General features: G+C 71.8%; 17 protein-coding genes and 2 pseudogenes. 5 read left to right on the forward strand and 14 right to left on the reverse strand.

The annotated features are described in order from the left end of the window. The 10 genes and pseudogenes from BFF77_RS14120 to BFF77_RS35170 all read right to left on the reverse strand — a co-directional run. Window positions 1-228 (reverse strand): annotated as a pseudogene (locus BFF77_RS14120) (MFS transporter); the annotation flags it as partial. 205 nt (window positions 229-433) lie between these two features. Beyond that, on the reverse strand, window positions 434-865 hold the full coding sequence (locus BFF77_RS14125) for a PPOX class F420-dependent oxidoreductase (RefSeq protein WP_066948698.1): 432 nt from the start codon (window positions 863-865) through the stop codon (window positions 434-436). A gap of 106 nt (window positions 866-971) precedes the next feature. Beyond that, entirely contained in the window at window positions 972-1,850 is an 879-nt protein-coding gene (locus BFF77_RS14130) for an anchored repeat-type ABC transporter permease subunit (RefSeq protein ID WP_245703411.1), read from the reverse strand. Next, the gene (locus BFF77_RS14135; RefSeq protein ID WP_066948701.1) at window positions 1,847-2,689 is read right to left on the reverse strand and encodes an anchored repeat-type ABC transporter ATP-binding subunit; all 843 of its coding nucleotides are present in this window, start codon (window positions 2,687-2,689) and stop codon (window positions 1,847-1,849) included. The genes BFF77_RS14130 and BFF77_RS14135 overlap by 4 nt, the downstream gene beginning before the upstream one ends. Continuing rightward, a complete protein-coding gene (locus BFF77_RS14140; RefSeq protein WP_066948704.1) occupies window positions 2,686-4,344 on the reverse strand; it encodes a TIGR03773 family transporter-associated surface protein in 1,659 nt (552 codons plus the stop codon). The genes BFF77_RS14135 and BFF77_RS14140 overlap by 4 nt, the downstream gene beginning before the upstream one ends. After that, the gene (locus tag BFF77_RS14145; protein ID WP_066948707.1) at window positions 4,344-5,897 is read right to left on the reverse strand and encodes an anchored repeat ABC transporter, substrate-binding protein; all 1,554 of its coding nucleotides are present in this window, start codon (window positions 5,895-5,897) and stop codon (window positions 4,344-4,346) included. Before BFF77_RS14145 ends, BFF77_RS14140 begins: the two co-directional genes overlap by 1 nt. 110 nt (window positions 5,898-6,007) lie before the next feature. Beyond that, window positions 6,008-7,786: a choice-of-anchor M domain-containing protein gene (locus tag BFF77_RS14150; protein WP_066948710.1), complete on the reverse strand. Its 1,779-nt coding sequence runs from the start codon at window positions 7,784-7,786 to the stop codon at window positions 6,008-6,010. After that, window positions 7,783-8,460 (reverse strand): choice-of-anchor M domain-containing protein, encoded by a 678-nt coding sequence (locus BFF77_RS14155; protein WP_141698437.1) that lies wholly within the window; start codon window positions 8,458-8,460, stop codon window positions 7,783-7,785. Before BFF77_RS14155 ends, BFF77_RS14150 begins: the two co-directional genes overlap by 4 nt. Window positions 8,461-8,686: 226 nt before the next feature. Continuing rightward, entirely contained in the window at window positions 8,687-9,079 is a 393-nt protein-coding gene (locus BFF77_RS33260) for a helix-turn-helix domain-containing protein (RefSeq protein WP_079125139.1), read from the reverse strand. A gap of 169 nt (window positions 9,080-9,248) precedes the next feature. Further along, window positions 9,249-9,497 carry a hypothetical protein gene (locus BFF77_RS35170; RefSeq protein ID WP_141698438.1) on the reverse strand — a complete coding sequence of 83 codons (249 nt, stop codon included), beginning with the start codon at window positions 9,495-9,497 and terminating at the stop codon, window positions 9,249-9,251. A 559-nt stretch (window positions 9,498-10,056) separates the two neighbouring features. On the opposite strand from BFF77_RS35170, the gene BFF77_RS14165 reads away from it, so the two are divergent. Both BFF77_RS14165 and BFF77_RS14170 read left to right on the forward strand, forming a co-directional pair. Beyond that, window positions 10,057-10,302: a DUF397 domain-containing protein gene (locus tag BFF77_RS14165; protein WP_079125142.1), complete on the forward strand. Its 246-nt coding sequence runs from the start codon at window positions 10,057-10,059 to the stop codon at window positions 10,300-10,302. Between the two features lie 239 nt (window positions 10,303-10,541). Continuing rightward, window positions 10,542-11,381, forward strand: a complete 840-nt coding sequence (locus BFF77_RS14170; protein WP_425424371.1) for an SAM-dependent methyltransferase — start codon at window positions 10,542-10,544, stop codon at window positions 11,379-11,381. Between the two features lie 245 nt (window positions 11,382-11,626). Here the strand turns inward: BFF77_RS14170 and BFF77_RS14175 are convergent, their stop codons facing one another. Beyond that, entirely contained in the window at window positions 11,627-12,454 is an 828-nt protein-coding gene (locus BFF77_RS14175; RefSeq protein WP_066948718.1) for a helix-turn-helix domain-containing protein, read from the reverse strand. Window positions 12,455-12,762: 308 nt separating this feature from the next. Beyond that, window positions 12,763-13,836, reverse strand: coding sequence for an alkene reductase (locus BFF77_RS14180; RefSeq protein ID WP_066948720.1), 1,074 nt, complete (start codon window positions 13,834-13,836; stop codon window positions 12,763-12,765). A gap of 116 nt (window positions 13,837-13,952) precedes the next feature. Between BFF77_RS14180 and BFF77_RS14185 the strand changes: the two genes are divergently transcribed. Then, the gene (locus BFF77_RS14185) at window positions 13,953-14,330 is read left to right on the forward strand and encodes a MerR family transcriptional regulator (protein WP_066948723.1); all 378 of its coding nucleotides are present in this window, start codon (window positions 13,953-13,955) and stop codon (window positions 14,328-14,330) included. A 275-nt stretch (window positions 14,331-14,605) separates the two neighbouring features. Then, window positions 14,606-15,757, forward strand: coding sequence for a lactonase family protein (locus tag BFF77_RS14190; protein ID WP_066948726.1), 1,152 nt, complete (start codon window positions 14,606-14,608; stop codon window positions 15,755-15,757). A gap of 114 nt (window positions 15,758-15,871) precedes the next feature. Here the strand turns inward: BFF77_RS14190 and BFF77_RS14195 are convergent, their stop codons facing one another. Together BFF77_RS14195 and BFF77_RS14200 are read right to left on the reverse strand one after the other, a co-directional pair. Continuing rightward, on the reverse strand, window positions 15,872-16,846 hold the full coding sequence (locus BFF77_RS14195) for a helix-turn-helix domain-containing protein (protein ID WP_245703413.1): 975 nt from the start codon (window positions 16,844-16,846) through the stop codon (window positions 15,872-15,874). 105 nt (window positions 16,847-16,951) lie between these two features. Next, window positions 16,952-17,269 (reverse strand): hypothetical protein, encoded by a 318-nt coding sequence (locus BFF77_RS14200; RefSeq protein WP_245703414.1) that lies wholly within the window; start codon window positions 17,267-17,269, stop codon window positions 16,952-16,954. Between the two features lie 398 nt (window positions 17,270-17,667). Here BFF77_RS14200 and BFF77_RS14205 point away from each other — a divergent pair. Then, window positions 17,668-18,649: pseudogene (locus BFF77_RS14205) on the forward strand (haloacid dehalogenase); the annotation flags it as partial.

Genomic DNA, 18,649 nt, shown 5'->3' on the forward strand with positions numbered 1-18,649 from the left:
GGCGACCGCGTACGTGGAGAACGACGCGAGCGTGGCGTTGAGGGGGGACAGGTTGGGGAAGAAGACGTCGTCGAGAACGAGCGCCGCCGCCATGCCGTAGATGAAGAAGTCGTAGAGCTCGATGGTGTTGCCGATGAAGCTCGCCACGGCCACCCGGCGTGGATTCTCCTGGGTTTCCGGACCGGCCGCGGCGGGCCTCGCGGGAAGGGGGGACAGAGTGTCGTCGATCACACAGGCACTGTCACGGTCGGTGACGGGGGCGGTCAACGGCGCACATCGAGCACTCTCCGGAATCGAGACGCTACCGACTGTTATCGGCCGTGCGGGCGCCGGCACGTCCGTCGTACGGCGCGGAGCGCGGCCCGTTCGTGCTTGAGGGCCTCCCTCTCCTCGTCCGTCCCGGCGCCCGTGTCCACCGGCCGTCAGCCGGCCGTCAGCCGAGTCGGGTGCCGTACACGTTGTCGACCGTCATCGTCATCAGCACTCTCAGGTCGGACACCATGACCGACCGGTACTCGTCCCAGTCCGGGTGTTCACCGGCGGCGCCGCGGTAGTAGTCGACCAGTGCCTGGACCTCGGGACCGTGCGGGTCGGTTCCCGGTCCGACGAGCGTGGCCGTGCCCTCGGCGGTGGCCCACGCCCGGCCGTCCGGGCTGGTCACCTCCAGCGTGGCCCGGGGGTCCCGGCGCAGGTTGGCGAGCTTGGCGGTTCCCTCGGTCGTCGACACCCGGATGACACCGGCGGCCCGGTCGTAGGCCGGCATGACGGGGGAGAGCTGGGGGCGTCCGTCGGACTTGATCGTCGCGAGCACGCCGAGCCGGCTCTGTGCGAGCAGCGCGTGCGGATCGAAGAGTGTGTCTGTCATGTCGGCCCCAACCCGTCACCGGATGCCGGGTATTCCTGCTCGTACAGCCCCGGGACGACGCCGGAGCGAAGAGCCGGGCGGCGCGGCCCGACGAGGCCGGGCCGCGTCACGCCGCCGGTGATGAGATCGCCGCCGTACCGCCTCTTCGCAGCCGCAGCGCTCTGGCGAGGGGGCCGTGCCGTGGTGCCAGACACCATACGACCGCGAACACGCCTGTCAGCACGACCACGACCGATCCTCCGGCCGCCAGGTCATAGGCGTAGGACACATAGAGCCCGGCCACACTCCCGGCACAGCCGATCGCCGACGCCAGAAGGGTCATCGCCCACAACCGCTCCGTCAGCATGCGCGCGGTCGCGGCCGGGGTGATGAGCAGGGCCAGCACGAGGATGTTGCCGACGGCCTCCAGCGACAACACGATCGTCGCCGTGACGACGATGTACAGCGTCAGGTCCAGTCGCAGCACGGGCAGTCCCGCCGCCCGCGCCGTCTCCCGGTCCAGGGAGACGGCGACCAGTTCCTTGCGCAGGACCAGCACCAGCGCGACGAGCACCGCACCGGTCCCGGTCACCGTCCACACGTCGCCCGGACTCACCGCCAGGACCTGTCCGAAGAGGAACGACGACAGGTCCGTCGTCCAGGTGTCCCGTGTCGACACGAGGACGATGCCGAGCCCGAAGGCGAACGCGAAGAACACGCCGATCACGGTGTCCTCCTTCAGCCGCCGGTTCTGCGAGACGACCGCGATGAGCACGGCCGTGGTGATTCCGGCGGCTGCCCCGCCGAGCACCAGACTGCCGTTGAACGCGTAGGCGAGCGCCACCCCCGGGAAGGCGGAGTGCGCCACGGCGTCACCGATGAACGCCATTCCGCGCAGCACCACGAACACGCCGACGACACCGCACACCAGCCCGACGGCCGCGGCGACCGCGAACGCCCGCTGCATGAACGGAAGATCCCACGGCTCAAGGAGGAACTCCGTCACCGCGCCACCTCCTTGGCCGGCAGGGAACCCGAACCGGAGCCGCCCTCCGGTGGCGCGCCCGCGCCGATCGCCCGGTCCAACCCGAAGGCCCGCAGCATCTGCTCCGGGTCCGAGAGCAGCTCGGGACCGCCCTCGGCCACCACACTCCGGTTGAGCAGCACCACACGGGTGCAGGAGCGGGCCGCCGCGGCGAGATCGTGGGTGGTCATCAGCAGCGCCCGCCCCTCCTGTGCCAGTCTCGCGAAGAGGACGCCGAGGACATCCTGTGTCGGTACGTCGACCCCGGTGAACGGCTCGTCCAGCAGCAGCACGTCCGGCTCGGTGGCCAGGGCGCGGGCCACCAGGACGCGCTGCCGTTGTCCGCCCGACAACTCGCCGACGGGCCGCCTCCGCAGCGCGGTCAGCCCCGTACGCTCCAGCGCCCCGTCGACCGCGGCCCGGTCGCGGGCCCCGGCCCGCCGCAGCCAGCCGATCTGCCGGGTACGTCCCGACAGCACGGCACCCGCCACATCGACGGGGAAGTCCCAGGCGAACTCGTGCCGCTGGGGCACGTAGCCGATACGCGCCCGGGCCGTGACGGTGCCGGACGCCAGAGGCAGCAGGCCCAGGACGGCCCGTAGCAGGGTCGTCTTCCCGGCGCCGTTCGGCCCGAGCAGTCCGACGAGTTCGCCCTCGCGCACCACGAGCCCCGCCCCGCGCACGGCGAGCCGTCCGCCGAGCCGTACGGAGACGGCGTCGACGGTCAGCGGCGCGGGAGCGGGTGCGAGCGCCGGCGCGAGCCCGGGTGCGGTGGCGTCCCGGGGCGGGCGGGAGGACATGTCGAGTGCGTCGCCCGTCATGATGCCGTCTCCCGCCGGCCGCGCCGCGTCACGACCACGACACCCGTGCCCAGCACGGCGAGCCCGGCCGCGATCGCGCCGATCAGCAGGGAACCGTCCGCCCCGGTATGCGCCATCGCCCCCTGCTTGCGGTCGCCGCCTCCGCCGTCATGGACAGCGGACGCCCCACCGCCCCCGCCGGGGTCCGCTCCCGACCGTCCGCCGCCCGGCGAACCGGGCGACGCGTCACCCGGATTCCCCGGGCCGCCGCCCGGCCGGACCGTGCCCGGGTCGGTGGCCCCCACCACGAATGTGACCGTCTCCGTGTCGCTGACCGGGGATCCGTCCGCGAGTGTGCCCGACATCGTGAAGGTCAGCCGGTACACACCCTCCCCGCCGAAGGCCCAGCCGCCGTGCGCATGGGTGTTCGGCGGCACGTCGAAGGAGTCGGGGACGCCGTCCCCGCTGTGGAAACGGATGGTCGCGCCGGACATCCCGTCGTAGTTGTAGAGCGCGAAGGAGCCGGGGCCCTCGGCCTTGGCCAGCGTGAACCTGACGGCGCCCCTCGTCCTGCCCGGCTCGATGTTCTCCGTGGACCAGCCGGGCCACAGCAGTCCCTCCTGCTGGACCTGGTCGAGCAGCCACACCGGGTCCCCCGGCCTGCCGAGGAACGCGAAGTCGTCGCCGTCCGGGATCTCCCTCTTCGCGGCGGACCTGACGTGCAGGACCACCGACGACGGCTCCCGCCAGGCCGTCTTCCCGGCCACCGTGCCGTCCTTGATGTGGATCTGCATCCTCCCGTCGACGACCCGGGCCGCGACATCGATGTGCCCGTTGTCGAGCACCTTCGCGGCGGTACCGGCCTTCCCGCCGGCGCCGTCCCGGACCACCCGTACCTCCGACGCCCGTACCTGCGACCTCCGTGCTTGGAACCCCCGTGCCTCCGGCAGCCGTGTCGTCGCCGAAGCCGGCGCGCGGGTACGGCTTTCCGGTGGACGGCTCGCCGTCGGGGCCGCTGACGGCACGGACGGCGGCATCGCGGACGCGTGTGCCGCGGCGTCCCCGACCCGTACCTCGTACCGTACGGACGCCGTGAGCGCCAGGTCGTCCCGGTCGCGCCCGGTCGCGGTGAAGGTCAGTGTGTATGTCCCGGCCGTGTCGAAGGCCCACCGGGTCTCACCGCTCGCACCGGCAGGCAGGGCGTAGCCGTCGGGCAGGCCGTCCGCGCTGTCGAACCGGACCAGAGGCCGCTCGCCCGCCGTCTCGTACACGGCGACCGTGCCGGGCCCGTCCACGGCGGCGAGTGACCAGCGCACACTGTCGTCCCGTACGCCGCCCGGCGCGATTTCCGTGGTGTCCCAGGGCGCGTCCGCGATCTCCCAGACCGGTGTGCCCGGTGTACCGAGGAACGCGTACGCCGGATCGTCCGGCACCGCGGTGCGGTGGGTGCCGTCGACCGTGACCAGCCCGCCGCGTCCCAGTCCGAGCCCCCGCTCCCCGAGGGTGATCCGCGCCCGCGGAACCGCCGTCGCGGCTTCCGCGGCGCCGGTGGCCGCCCGGGCGGTGACTCCGCCTCCCGGTATCACCGCGGCGGCGACGGCCATCGAGGCGGCGGCCACCGCCGCGCCCGCGCGTACGCCCCGCGCACCCCGCTTGTTCCGTCCACCGGTCGTCATCAGGCAGTCCTTCCCAGGCACCGGACGAGCTCGCGCGCGTTGTGCCGCATCATCGACATGTAGTCGTGGATCTTGTCGTCGAACGAGTCGCCGTAGAGGGTGCAGACCCGTACGCCCTCGTCCTGGGCGACCCGGCGCAGCACATCGGCGCGGGCCGCGAGATTCGGCTCCAGGAAGACGGCCGGGACCCGCTTCTCGCGGATGGTGTCGCCGAGCGCGCGCACCTCGGCCGCGCTCGGCTCCTGGCTGGGGACCGGCACGACGAAGCCCACGACCTCCATGCCGTAGGCCTTCGCGAGATAGCCGAAGGCGTCATGCGTGGTGATCAGCTCGCGGCGGTCCGCCGGGATGGCCGCGAGCTGTCGGGCGACCTCCTGGTCCAGTTCGCCGAGCTGCCTCAAGTACCGTGCCGCGTTGGCCTCGTAGACCCGGCGTCCTTCGGGGTCGGCCTTGATCAGCTCGGTCTCGATACGCCGTACGTATGCCTCGGCGTTGGCCACGTCCTCCCAGGCGTGCGGGTCCAGGTCGCCGTGCACATGCTTGCCCAGCACGGCCTGCGGCAGCACCCACACCTCGGCGCCCGGCCTTCCGAGGAAGCGGAAGGCGTCCTCCTTCGGCACCCGCGCCCTGGCCCGGTCCGGTACGGACATCACCACCTCGTCGGCCCGGTGACGGGTCCGCTTCCCGGTCTTCGGGTCGTCGACGCGCACATACACCTGCCGCTCCGCCGCGTTGAGCGCGACATCGGCGTGCCCGCCGTCGAGAACCGTCCGGCCGCCGGACGCGCCGGTTGGCGCCGGTGAACCCGCAGCGGCCGACGGGCCGCCGACCTGGAACGTCACCGTGCCGCGGCCGATCCCCGCGGTCCTCCCGTCGAGCGTCTCGGTCCGGCCCTCGACCGTCAGCCGGTACGTTCCGGGCCTGCTGAACGACCAGTTGACATGCGTATGGGCCTCGGGCGGCAGTGTGAAGGAGTCCCTGGCGTCGAAGCCGTCGGTGGAGTCGACATAGCTCCTGGGGTGGCCGAGCGTGTCGGTCAGATAGACGTGCAGATCACCGGGCCCGGTCATACCGACGGCGGTGGTGCGCACCTGGGAAGCTTCGCCCGCGACCTCACCCTCCACCGCCCAGCCCAGCCAGAGCACGTCGAGCCCGAGGTCCTCCTTGAGCCTGATCACCGAGCCGCCGTACTCCTCCAGCGTCTCGCTGATCGCGATTTTCGGAGTGCCCTCGCGGGTGTCGGTGTGGACCATCTTCATGATGCCGGGCTCTTCGAGCAGCAGTCCGTTGCTGAACACGAGATCGGCCCGTGCCACCCCGACCGCGTCACCCGGGCTCGGCTCGTACGAATGAGGATCGCCGTGGTGCGGCACGATCGACGTCACGTCGACCCGGTCGCCGCCGACCCGGCCGACCAGGTCCGCGATGATCGCGGTGGTCGCCGAGACGGTCAACGCACTGTCGGAAGCGCCCGGTTGTGGGCGCCCGCTGCACGCGGTCAGCAGTGCGGACGCCGCGACCAGCGCGGCGGACATGCGGAGTGGGGCCCGCATCGGGCTCCTCCCTTTCCTGGATGTGAGGGGGTGTGCACATGGGGTGGTGTGTGCCCTGTGGCGGGGGCGCCGGCCGGATCCCGCCGGCGCCCCCGCCACAGGGGCAGGTGTCAGACCGTGCCGGTTCCCGCTTCCGGGACACGCGTACGGTGGCGTCGGCGCGCCACGAGGAAGGCGATGCCTCCCGCCACCACACCGACGACGGCTCCAGCGAGGGGCACCAGCACACCGGCTCCCGTCGCGGCGAGCCCGCCCCGCGGGGACGCACCACCGCCGGACGGACCGTCCGGGCCCGATCCACCGCCGGACCCGGTGGCCGGTCCGCCGTCGGAACCGGAAACCGGCGGACCGTCCGGCGGACGGCCGGACCCGCCCGAATCGCCCGCCGGGCCGGGCGGCGCGGGCGCGGGAGAGTCCGGGAGTGTCCCGGAGGGCGAGGGCGTGGGACGGCCCTCGCCGCCGTTTCCGCTCCCGTCCCCGGGCACGACCGCCGCCGGATCGATGTCACCCACCGCGAACGCCACCGTCCCGCTGTCGCCGGCCCTCGTACCGTTCGCGAGGGTGCCGCTCATGGTGAAGGTCGCCCGGTAGACGCCCTCCTCGGTGAACGCCCATACCGGGTGCGCGTGGGTGTGGGCGGCGAAGGAGAAGCTGTCCGGCAGCCCGTCGCCGCTGTCGAGCACATGGGTGAGCCCGCCGAGGCCGCTGTTCTGGAACACGGCCAGTCGCCCCGGCCCGCGCACCGCCGTCAGCTCGTACGTCAGATCTCCGCGGAAGTCCGCCGGGTCCAGCTCCGTCGAGCCCCAGCCCGGCCAGACCAGTCCCGGCGCCTGCTGGTCGGGCAGCCACCACACCGGGTCGCCGACCGTCCCCAGGAACTCGTAGCCCGCGCCTATCCTCCGCTTGGCCCGCGCTTTCACATGGATGACAACACTCTCCGGCTCGCGCCACACCAGGGTCTCGTACGCGCCGTCCTTGATCTGGAACCGCAGGCCGCCGCCGACCAGCCGGGTCGCGAGGTCGATGTGCCCGTCGGCGATGACGTGCCCCTTCGGGAGCGCCGGTGCCGGTGACACGGTCGGATCGGGACCCGGGCCGGACCCGGAGGGCGTGGACGCCGGTGTCGGTGTGGGTGCCGGCGTGGATCCGTCACCGGGCAGCACCTGTCCGGGATCGATGTCGTCACCGACCACGACGGAGACGGTCTCCCTGTCGACGCCGTGTGCACCGCCGCCGGTGCCGACGGAGATCTCGAAGGTCAGCCGGTAAACCCCCTCCGCCGTGAAGCCCCACATGGGCGTGAAGCGGTCGGAGTCGGGGAGGGTGAACGACGAGTACTCGGGCAGCCGTTCCACGAGCAGCGGTTCGGCCTCGGCGCCGTTCGCCCAGTCCCACGAGAACAGGGCGAAGTCGCCGGGACCCTTGACCTCCGCCAGCCGCACTTCGGCCGATTCGGCCCGCCCGGTGGGGAGTTCGGCCGTGCTCCAGCCGGGGTCGAGGTCGAAGCGGTCGTCGGAGCCGACGCCGTTGAGGAGCCAGACCGGATACCCCGGAGTCTCCTCGAACATCGCCACGGGCTCGATCATCGCGCCGTCGATCGCGTACTCCGTCTCCGGCTTGGCGTGCAGGACCACGGTGGAGGGCTCCCGCCACACCACGGACCCGCCCGCACCGCCGGTGCGGTCGGCGATCCCCAGCCGGGCCATGCCGTCGACGATCCTCGGTGCGAAGTCGATCTCGCCCTCGTCCAGCACGACGGCGAGCGGGGCGGCGCCCGCCGCGGCGCTCCCTCCGGTCACCGCGGCGAACGCCCCGGCGAACAGGGCCGCCGCGACCGCGACCGCGGTCCCGGCTCGCAGCGGCCCGTTCGTCCTGGGAATGATCGTCACGGCTTGACGGAGAAGACGTACGACGCCGTGGCGGACGGCGTGGCACCGCCGAGGGTGGTGCCGCTGACCCGGAAGGTGAGCCGGTAGGTGCCGGCCGCCTCGAAGGCCCAGTTGTAGTGGTTGTGGGCGCCGGTCTGGAACGACCGGGCGTCGGACGCGGTGAGGCCGTCGCCCCCGTCGTGGAACTTGGTCACCGCGGAGCCGGACACACCGTAGACACTGACATCGGCGGTGGTGTCCTCGTAGACGCCGTCGCCCGCCGCGTCGTACTCGGCGCCGGTGAGTGTGAACGTCACCCGGTTGTTGGTGAACACGCCCGCGGTCAGGTGCTCGGTGGAGATGCCGGGCCACAGCACGCCCTTGGCCGCGGCGGCGGCCTGGTCCTGCGGCAGGATCCACACGGTGGAGCCCGCGGCGCCGAGGAAGTTGTACGCGGCGCCCGACGGTCTGACCGTCTTGGCGGCGGCGGACACGTCGAGCCGCACGTCGGCGGGCGCGTACTCGGCGTCGGGCGTCACCGATTCGTCGTGCACATGCAGATCGAAGGCCGCGCCGTCGAACTCGGCGTCCAGGACGTCGACATGACCGGACGACAGGACGACCGGAGCGGCGGCGGTGGCCGTGCCGAGCCCTGCCATCGCGAGCGCGGCGAAAGCGGTACCTGAAACCGTCACAAATCGCTGAAGAGCAGACACAGATGTCCCCCCAAGGGTGGATGTGCGCTTGACCTCGGCCGGTCGAAGCGATCGGTAAGACGATAATCGTTTTCATTAAGGAGCGCAACGGAACCCCTTGGGCGCCGTGACCGACGCCGGCCATGGCGTCGGTCACCGCGCCGGTCGCGGCGCCCGGTTGGGGGCCGGGCATCTCTTGGTGGACCGCGCGGGCACCCGGCGGTGCTCATCCGGCGGCGGAGTGCTCCTGGCGGCTCTTCTCGTCCTCCCACACCTTGCGCAGGACCAGCGGATCGGCTCCGCAGGCACGCGCTATGCGTTCGGTGACGGGCCAGTTGGGGAATTGCTCGCCGGCCAGGACGCGGGACATCTGGGACAGCGAGAGGCCGGTGCTGACCGCGAGTTCCTCGACGGGGACATGCGAGAAACGCCGCACATGGGCCAGGACGGAACCCAGTTGGCATCTGGCCGGGCGGTGGTGGGCGGTGCGGAGCGAGGAACCGCCGTCTTCGGTGGGGTCGGTGCGGTCGGCGGTGGCCGGCGCGGGTGCCCGGCCGGCCGTGGTGCTGTCCTGGGGGAGTGGCTCGTTGCCGTGGTCGGAACGGAACGGGACGCGCATGTGCGAGATGTCCTTCCTCGGAGGCTCGGAGGCTCGATGCCGGACACACGGCGACGGGGCGGTGCCCGTTGCCGCGTGTCCGGTCGTTCGGCGCTGCCGCCTCGCGCGGGCGACGCGCGAGGCGGTGGTGGCGGTCGGGAGCCGCGCCTCGGCGGCTCCCGACCGTTGGTCACCCGCCGTTCGGCGCTCCACGGGTACTGAGCCAGATGGTGAGGGCGGACAGGGCGGCGGCCGTCAGGACGGTCACCGGGTCCGGGGGTGTCTGCGGGCCCTGGTAAGGCGCGGCACCGCAGACATGGACCGTCATGAGCGCGTTGACGGCGCAGGCGCCCCAGGTGGTGTTTCGGGTACGGCTGCTAGCCTCGCCGCCGGGGCGGCGTTTGCGTTTGCCGCCTCGGCGGCCGGGGGATGTCGCCATTGCGACTCCTTCTGTCGTAGAGACGCAGGGCCCTGGCACCGGGCTGCAACCTGAGGGGCCAGGGCTCTGCGGCTGAGCCGACCGGATCGGTCGGCGGGCACTGAGAGTAGGTCGCCGTGCCACTCGCTGCCACCGGCCCTGGAGCGTTTTCCCCCGCCGCGCGGGAGCCGGACGCGCGGTGGAGCCGTGAGAGCACCGGCTTCTCCATGGACGAGCCCACGGCGCGAACGGCAGCCGTCCGCCCGGCCGTTGCTGAAAATCGCAACAACCTCCGTTGTTTTCGCAGGTGAGATCGCCATCGAAACTGCTCATGTGATTGTCCGACAAATACACCTCGGATGCTTTTCGCGCTGAGTGCGCTCCCATGAACGCGCCCGCGTGAAGTTATTGAAGAGAAAGCCTCCCGGCGCGCACTTGCACGCCTGCTGCATCTGCCGCGAGGAGAAAGGTGCTTCGTACAGGTTCGGCGACGGTCCTCACGGGTCATCATGGAGATGGCCACGATGCAATTGCATCCGGGGCCGACGGGGTATTGGCGACTGTCGCAGAGGAGCTGATGATGACGGGGGAATCCGGAACGATCCCAGGTGTCGCGAAGGGACGTGCTGAGCGGCCGGCCGTCCCGGTGACGGCCTGGCGCAAGAGTTCGTACAGCAACCACAACGGTGCCTGTGTCGAAGTGGCCGACCGTGGTCCCGAGACCGTCGCCTTCCGTGACTCCAAGGCCCCGGACGGGCCGGTCCTGGGGTTCGTGCGGGGCAGTGCCGAGGCGTTCATCGCGGCCGTGGCCCTCGGGCGCCTGTAGTTCGCACAACGGCCGACGCGGAGCCCGGCCACGCCGGTTCCGGCGGACAAGGGGTGATGCACGCCTGTCGGGTGTGCATCACCTCGCCTTGAGCACGGGGTCCTGTCCGGCAGGGCCCAGGGGTGGACACACGCCGGTTCTGACGGGTACTCAGTGACCGTGATGCAAGTGCATCCGTCGCATCCGACTCGTGGCAGCGGCCGGGTCACGCGGATGGGACGCGCGTGGAAGGGGACGGCGTGGCAGACGACAGGACCGAGCACCCGGAAATAGCCGGAGGGGGCGCGGAGTTACGGCAGGACCGGCCCCACAGCGCCAGGATGTACGACTACTACCTGGGCGGGAAGACCAACTACGCGGTCGACCGGGAGGCGGCGGAGGAAGTCACCCGTCACTTTCCCGGCATAGGCACGGTCGCGCGGGTGAACCGCGCCTTCATGCACCGGTCGGTGCGCCATCTGGCCGGGCGGTGCGGGATCCGCCAGTTCATCGACATCGGGACCGGCATTCCGACCGCTCCCAATCTGCACGAAGTGGCCCAGGAGGCGGCGCCGGACGCGCGGGTGGTCTATGTGGACAACGACCCGATCGTGCTTGTCTACGCGGACGAACTCCTGAACAGCTCACCGCAGGGGGCGACCGCCTATGTCGAAGGGGATGTGACCGACCCCGCCTCGGTGCTGGCGGCGGTGGAGGAGTCCCGATGCCTGGACCTGGAGCGTCCGGTCGGTCTGAGCCTGCATGCCCTGCTGCACTTCGTCCCGGACGACCGTGATCCGTACGGCACCGTGCGGACGCTGCTCGGCCGCCTGGCGCCGGGTTCCTATCTGAGTCTTTCGCACTGCACTCCCGACTTCGACCCGGTGGCATGGGCGGGAATCGTGGATGTCTACCGCAGTGCCGGCACCGCCACACAGGTGCGCGGCCGGGACGAGGTGCTGCGCTTCTTCGACGGGCTGACGCTGACGGACCCGGGGCTGGTGGTGGCGCACCGCTGGCGCCCGGAGCCCGCCAGCGGGCCGAGTCTGGTGACCGATGCCCAGGTGTCCCTGTACGCCGGAGTGGCACGGAAGCCATAGCGCCCGACCGGCGGCGCCCGCCCGGACGCATGGGGCGGAACGGGCGCCGCCGGTGTGTGAAGGGGGCTCGGCCCGCCGCCGGCGGGTGGGGTGGCCAGGCCCCAGTCCGGTCGATCTTCGTGAGCACGGCCCGGCCCGGCGCCAAACGCCCGGCGCGAAGGCCCGGCACGCCCGGGACATCGGGCCCGGCGGGAACGCCCCGCACGGGGGCGCTCCCCGGTCCGGCCGGATTCCGGCGACCGGTCCTACAGCTTCTCTCTCAGGTCACGCAGACGCTGGGCGGAACGCTGGTGGCTCAGCGACGCGTTCTGGAGACGGTCGAAGGCCTTGATCCGCCCGTCCACCTGCTTCTCCTCCTGAAGGATGAAGGCGCCGTCGAATTGCTCGGTGTAGACGATGTCGGGGAGAAGCCGGTTCTCGAAGTCGAAGATGACGGTCATGCCGAGCATCACCGGCAGATTGGGCCTCCTGAGCTCCGCGATACGCATGGTGTGGCGGGGATGCTCCGTCAGCGTGATCAAGTGGTCGAGCTGCCTCTGCATGACCCCCTTGTTGCCGAAGGGCCGCATGAGCGTCACCTCGTCGATCACGGCGATCAGCCTCTTGCCGGTGGTCGGTTCGTCCTCGAACCGCTTACGGCGTTGCAGTCGCAGGCCCACGAGCCGCTCGACCTCGTGGGGGGACGACACCTCCTCCCCCGCTTCGATCACGGCGCGCGCGTACTCCTCCGTCTGCAGCAGACCCGGCAGTTGTGTCGGCTCGTACGTACGGATCCGCTGCGCCATCTCCTCGAAGCTGACGAACGCCTGCAACTGCTTCGTCGCGACATCCGACCAGTCCTGCCACCAAGGACGCTTGTTGGCGTGTTCGAGGAGTCCCATCAGGTACCGCTGTTGCGCGGGGACGACCCCGTACACGTCCAGCAGACGGCCGATGTCCCCGGCCTTGAACTCGTGCTGTCCCGTCTCCAGTCGGCTGATCTTGGACTCCGAGGCCCCGATGTGCCGGCCGGCGTCCTTGAGGGATATGCCGCGCCCCTTGCGGTATCTGCGCAGGTGTCCCCCCAGAACCATGCGTTGCGCCAGAGGAGCCGCTTCGTCACGCAGGTACCGGACTCGACCTTGAGCCTGGGACGGACGAGGGTCAGCCACCGAATCTCCTTGAGGGTGAGGCTACGGCTCCGTATCAGAGCGTCACCCATCGTGCACCACGCGTACGGTCACTCGCGCCGGAGTCGGACAACTGGCCGAATTCTTGCCATGTGCCCCACTTCAGGGCCTTGATGCTGACACGCCACGGTGAATCATGTTTCGGACCCGGCGGCTGTCCTTGCGTCCGATGTCCGCCCCCACCGGCACCGAACGGGGTCGGCCGGTGTGCGTCAGACCGTGTACTGGTGGGCCGAGTAGGTCAGATAGCCCGCGTCGCCGCCCCGGTAGTACGTGGCCTCGTCGACGGGAGCGATCGGGAGTCCGCCGCGCAGCCGCTCGACCAGGTCGGGGTTGGCGATGAAGGCGCGGCCGAAACTGATCAGGTCGGCCCCCAGGGCGAGCCAGTGGTCCGCGTCGTCGCGGCCGGTCTGCTTCGGTCCCATCGGAAGCACCGGGTTCATGACGAGGGTGCCCGGCCACGCCCGGCGCAGGGCGACCAGTGTCTCTTCGTCGGCGGTGGCTTCGAGGTGCACGTAGGCCAGTCCGAGGCCGGCGAGCTCGGTCAGCAGCGCGGTGTAGAGCTCGCGGACACCGGTGTCCTCGACTCCCCAGAAGGTGCCGCCCGGGGAGAGCCGGACGCCGGTCCTGGCCCCGCCGACGGCCTCGGCGGTGGCGGCGACGGCCTCGACGGCGAACCGGATCCGGTTGGCGACCGGGCCCCCGTAGCGGTCCGTACGCAGATTGGCGTTCGACGAGAGGAACTGGGAGATCAGATAGCCGTTGGCGCCGTGCAGCTCCACGCCGTCGAAGCCCGCGTCGACGGCGCGGCGGCCGGCCAGGGCGTACGACCGTGCCTGCTCGGGTACTTCGGAGGTGTCCAGGGCGCGCGGCGTCGGGGCGGGCCGGGGTCCGGCCGGGGTGAACACGTCGCCGACGGCGGGGACGGCCGAGGGCCCGACCGGCCGTACACCGGTGGTGTCGGGATGCGAGACCCGGCCGCCGTGCATGATCTGGGCGAAGATCCGTCCGCCGTTGGCGTGGACGGCGGCGGTCACGGGACGCCACGCGGCGACCTGCTCGTCGGTGTGCAGCCCCGGCGTACCCGGGTTGGACTGCCCGATCACGCTCGGCTGCACCCCCTCGCTCACGATCAGCCCGGCCGTGGCCCGCTGGGCGTAGTAGGCCGCCATCGACGGCGTGGCCAGACCGCCGGCGGCGGCCCGGGCCCGGGTCATCGGGGCCATGACCACCCGGTTGGGCAGTGTCAGGCCGCCGAGCCGGTAGCTGGAGAAAAGGGTCGTCACGTCAGGACTCCTTCGCGGTCCGCCGCGCCCGGACCTCGGGCGCAGCAGCTACGCTAAAACCTCACATTGATGTCAGAGGCAAGCGCTGTGGCGCAGGACACAGCCGGGAGGACCTTGTGCGGATCGGGGAGCTCGCGTCACGGGCCGGAGTCAGCGTCAGGTCCGTGCGCTACTACGAGGAGCAGGGCCTGCTCACCAGCACCCGCAGTCCCAGCGGGCAGCGGCACTACACGGACGGCGAGGTCGAACGGGTCGCGTTCATCCAGCGGTTGTACGCCGCCGGCCTGTCCAGCCGCACCATCGCCGAACTGCTGCCGTGCGTCGACGCGCCCAGCGAGGAGCACTCCGACTCCGCGCTGGAGCGGATGGCACAGGAGCGCGACCGGCTCTCCGCCCATATCGCCGACCTCGTGCGGACCCGGGACGCGCTCGACGCGCTGATGGTCACGGCCCGCGCGTACCGGGAACAGCTGGGGACGGCCCTGGCCGGCTGACCGGACACGGCCTGCGGCGTGTCGCGACACCGGCGGTTCGCCGGCCGGGCCGGGGAGCGGCGGAGGCCCTGAGCACGCTCGGTCGGGCGGGTCGGACGCGCGCCTTGCGCGTGCGTCCGTCCGGTGCCACGCCGCTCACTCCACCGAGGGAACGGTCCCGGTCGGTCCGGTGCCACGGGTTCGGCTTGCATGATCATGACGACGGACGCGGCCCCCGGCCGGATCGCCGGGGCAGGCGCCCATCACGCGAACCCACATCCGCCCGAAGGGGAACGATGAAGCGCGCAGACACGTTCGTCCGCACCACCAGGATCGCCGCCGCGGCAGCCGTGGCCGTGGCCATGGCCGCCTTCGCGGCTCCCGCTTCCGCCGATTCGGACCGGCACTCCGGGGAACACCAGGGCCGGGTCTTCGTCCAGACCGACGCCACCAGCGGCAACAAGATCGTCGCCTACCACCGCGCCGCGGACGGCTCCCTCCACAAGCGAGGCGTGTACGCCACCGACGGCAAGGGCGGGATCCTCGGCGGCTCGGTCGTCGACCATCTCGCCTCCCAGGGATCCCTCACCTACGACGCGCGCCACAACCTGCTGTACGCCGTCAACGCCGGCAGCGACTCGGTCACCGTGTTCTCCGTCGACGGCGACCGGCTCCACCGCCGGCAGGTCATCTCCTCCGGCGGTACGTTCCCCGTCAGCGTCACCGTGCACGAGGACCGGGTGTACGTCCTCAACGCACGCGACGGCGGATCGATCCAGGGCTACCGGCTCACCGCGAAGGGTCTCCACCGTGTCCCGGCGTGGCACCGCGAGCTGCGTCTGAACACCTCCACCGCACCGGAGTTCCTCCACACCCCCGGGCAGATCATCTTCACCCCCGACGGATCGCGGCTCGTCGTGAGCACCAAGATGGGCGGCAACAGCATCGCGGTCTTCCCTCTCGACCACTCCGGCGCGCCCTCGCCCCGGCCCGTCGTCAGCAGCAAGGCCGGCTCGGCCCCCTTCGGTCTGGCCTTCGACCGGCGGGGCCGCCTCGTGGTCGCGGACGCGGGCCCCAACGCCGTCCTGACCTTCCGTATCGAGAACGACAGCGACGTCACACTGCTCGACGACATCCTCACCGGCCAGCAGGCCAGCTGCTGGGTCGTCCGCGCCGGCAACCGCTTCTACGTCTCCAACGCCGGCAGCAGCACCGTCTCCGGCTTCCGGCAGACCCGTGGAGCCCACCTCGCTCCGCTCGGCAACACCCCCACCGGTACGGGCACCGTCGACAGCGCCGTCACACCCGACAACCACTACCTGTACGTACAGACGGGAGGCGTCGGCGCCGTCGACGGCTTCCGCGTCAACGACGACGGCTCCCTCACCAGGATCGGCACCACTCCTGTGCCCGACGCGGTCGGCGGCGAGGGCATCGTCGTTCTCTAGGGCTGGACGGTCCGGCCGTGGCCGCTGTGCGGTACGGCCCCGACGCGCGGGCACCCGGTCGGACACCGGGTGCCCGCGCGTTCTGGTCTCCGGTCCGGCCGTGGTGAGGGGCGGTCAGCCCGCTCGGACGAGGAACCGCTGGTCGGCGGCGCCGGTACACCGTTCCTCGGTCGCCTCGGCTCCCTCGGCGGTGTCGTCGTCCGCGATGCCGATGCAGCGGCTGCTGTTCGCGGGACGAAGGAGGAAACTCCCTGAGCTGCTGCCGGCGGCGGCGGTGGGCCGCAGCAGGAACAGGGTGGCCCGCGCGCAGTCGTTCCAGGGCTCCAGCATGCCCCGTGCCGGACCGGAGCTCATGACCGTCAGACACCCTCTTCCCTCCTGAGGATGATGCCACTGGACGCGGTAGCGGCCTTCGCCGACCGGTTCCAGGTAGGTGCGCGGCACGGTGGCCTGGGCACAGGGGAGTTGGACGGCGACGGCGCTCGCGTACGCGCCGTCGCGGTCGCGTCCGTCGGTCAGACAGAGCTCGGGCGTACGGGCGGGACGAATGGTGACCCAGCCGTCGGCGGGAGTGCGGGAGGCGGCGGCCGGGGCGGCGAGCGCGCCCCGGTCACCGGAATCGTCGGGGAGCAGCGCCCAGGCGACCAGGGCGAGCGGCACGACCATGAGCGAGGTCGCGAGCGCCACCGTGCGGCCCGTCGTCCGGCGTGGCCGCGGGACCGCGGACGCTCCGGTCGGCTGCCGCGCCTCGGGCTCGGCCACGGCCGGGGCACCGGGCTCGGGGGCCGGCGCCGTGGCGGGCGGGGCGATACCCGCGGCGATCCGCTCCCTGGCCTCCAGCCAGGCGTCGACCCGATGCCCGTCCCCGCAGGCGCGGACGAAAGCGGCCAGTACATCGGCTCGCGGCAGACTCGTCCGGCGCAGGATGTCGGCCAGCGTGCTCCGCGCCAGCACGTCACCGCTTCGCGCGGCCCGCTCCTCCAACTGGCGATACGTCAGCCCCGAACGCTCCTTGAGCCGCTGCATCGACTCGACGAAGCCGGCTGCGTCTCGGGCGTCGTACGGCGACAGCTCCCCCAGGTTCCCCATGAAGGTCATCCTGCTGCGGCCACGGCACAAGGACAACGGAGGATTCCGCCATGCCCCGCCGCCACGGGACGCAAACCCCGCGGGCGGCGGTCGGTTCGGCGGCGGTCAGTTCGAGGAGGCGGGCGGGCTCAGGGGACCGTTCTTGTTGCGGAGGACGGCGTATCCGATGCCGATGCCCACCGCGACGGGCCATTCGAGGACGCCGACGGCGCCCATGGCGCCGAGGCCCAGATAGAGCGGCAACCCGCCCTTGGCGGGCAGCACTTCACGGGCCACCGTCACGGGGGCCTTGGCCGCTCTGGCCGCGTCGTTGGTGACCTGCTCCATGGAGGGCAAGGACGGCAGAGCCGGGACGGTGACGGTGAAGGTGCGCCGGCCGTGGCTCTTCACGCCCGTCTTGCCCTTGCGGTTCTTCTGCGACACGGCAGGCGACCTGCCTGCCGGCTTCGCGGACGACCTGTCCGCCGGCTTCGCGGACTTCTTCGTTCTCGCGGCGGAGCGCGAGGCCTTCGTGGTCCCCGTGCGCGTGCGCTTCTCCGTTGCGGTGGGCGTGGTCACGATTCTCACATCCACACTTCGATGGGAATGGGCGCATTTACACCTTATAAGAAAAAAGTCTACTCGTAGGGACCAAGGGCACGCGAGCCGGAGCCCGACCCGAGCCGGGGCTCACCCGGAGTCCGAGCCCGCCCCGAGCCGGGCCTGGGCCGGGCCTGAGCCGTATGGCCCGCCCGGCGAGCGTGCGGGTGATGACCGGGGCACGATGAGGCGGGTTCGGGGCGAAGCGGGTTCCAGCACGGAAGTACGGGAGGTTGGTGCCGATGTCATTGCTGTCGGAGGTGCGCCTGCCGACGTTTCCCTCGCCGGCGGTGATGGCCGGTGGTGTGGCGGGCGCGGTGGCCGCCTGCGTACGCGGTACGGCGATCGCGGTCGGCGCGCTGGTCGGACCGGAGCGGCGGGACGTGTGGTCGCGGGGGGACCGTTGCCATATCGAGGTCCGGGGGGTGCACGGGCCGCGGGGGACGTGGGTGGCCCGGTGTGTCGAGCGCGCCCTTGAGGAGCATCCGGGCGTGCGGTGGGCACGGGTGAACGCGCCCTCCGAGCGGGTGGTCGTGGCGCTGGCCTCACCGCCACCGCCCGAGCACGAACTGATCCGGCTCGTCGCGCACGCCGAGGAGCACGCGGCTGCCTCGACGGCCGAGCCGGACGACTTCGACGAGTGGAGCCCCGAGCCGCACCACCCGTCCGAGGCGGCGCACCGGCGGCAGTCGCTCCCCGCCCTGGCCGCCGACGCCATGGGACTGCTGCTCACCGCCGTGACGAGCTTGTCCCCGTGGACGCAGTTGCCGGCCGAGGTCGGCGCGCTCGCCACGGCCGTACAGCTTCACCCGCGGCTGCGGAAGTGGACCACGAAAGGGCTGACCGGTCAGGAACAGGCCGAGTCGCTGCTGCCCGTGCTCAGCGCGCTGGCGCAGGGCGTGGCCACCCGGGGCGAGGGGCTCGCACTGGACGTGGTCCAGCGCGTGGCCCAGTGGCGGGAGGCCGACGCGCACCGCAGGGCGTGGGCCGGGGCGGAGGAGCGCCTGGTGCGCGATCCCGACCACGCGGCGGCCGAGCCGATCGTGGTGGAACGGCCGGGCCCCGCACGGCAGGACGTCACCGCCACGTACACGGAGCGGACCATGGCGTTCAGCGTGCTGGCCGGCGCAGCCGCCCTGCCGTACGCCGGTCCCCGACGTGCCCTTGCCGTCGCGCTGTCCTCCGTACCGAAGGCGCCCGGGGCCGGGCGCCTTCGGTACGGAG

The organism is Streptomyces lushanensis, from assembly GCF_001700515.1.
GTDB lineage: Bacteria > Actinomycetota > Actinomycetes > Streptomycetales > Streptomycetaceae > Streptomyces > Streptomyces lushanensis.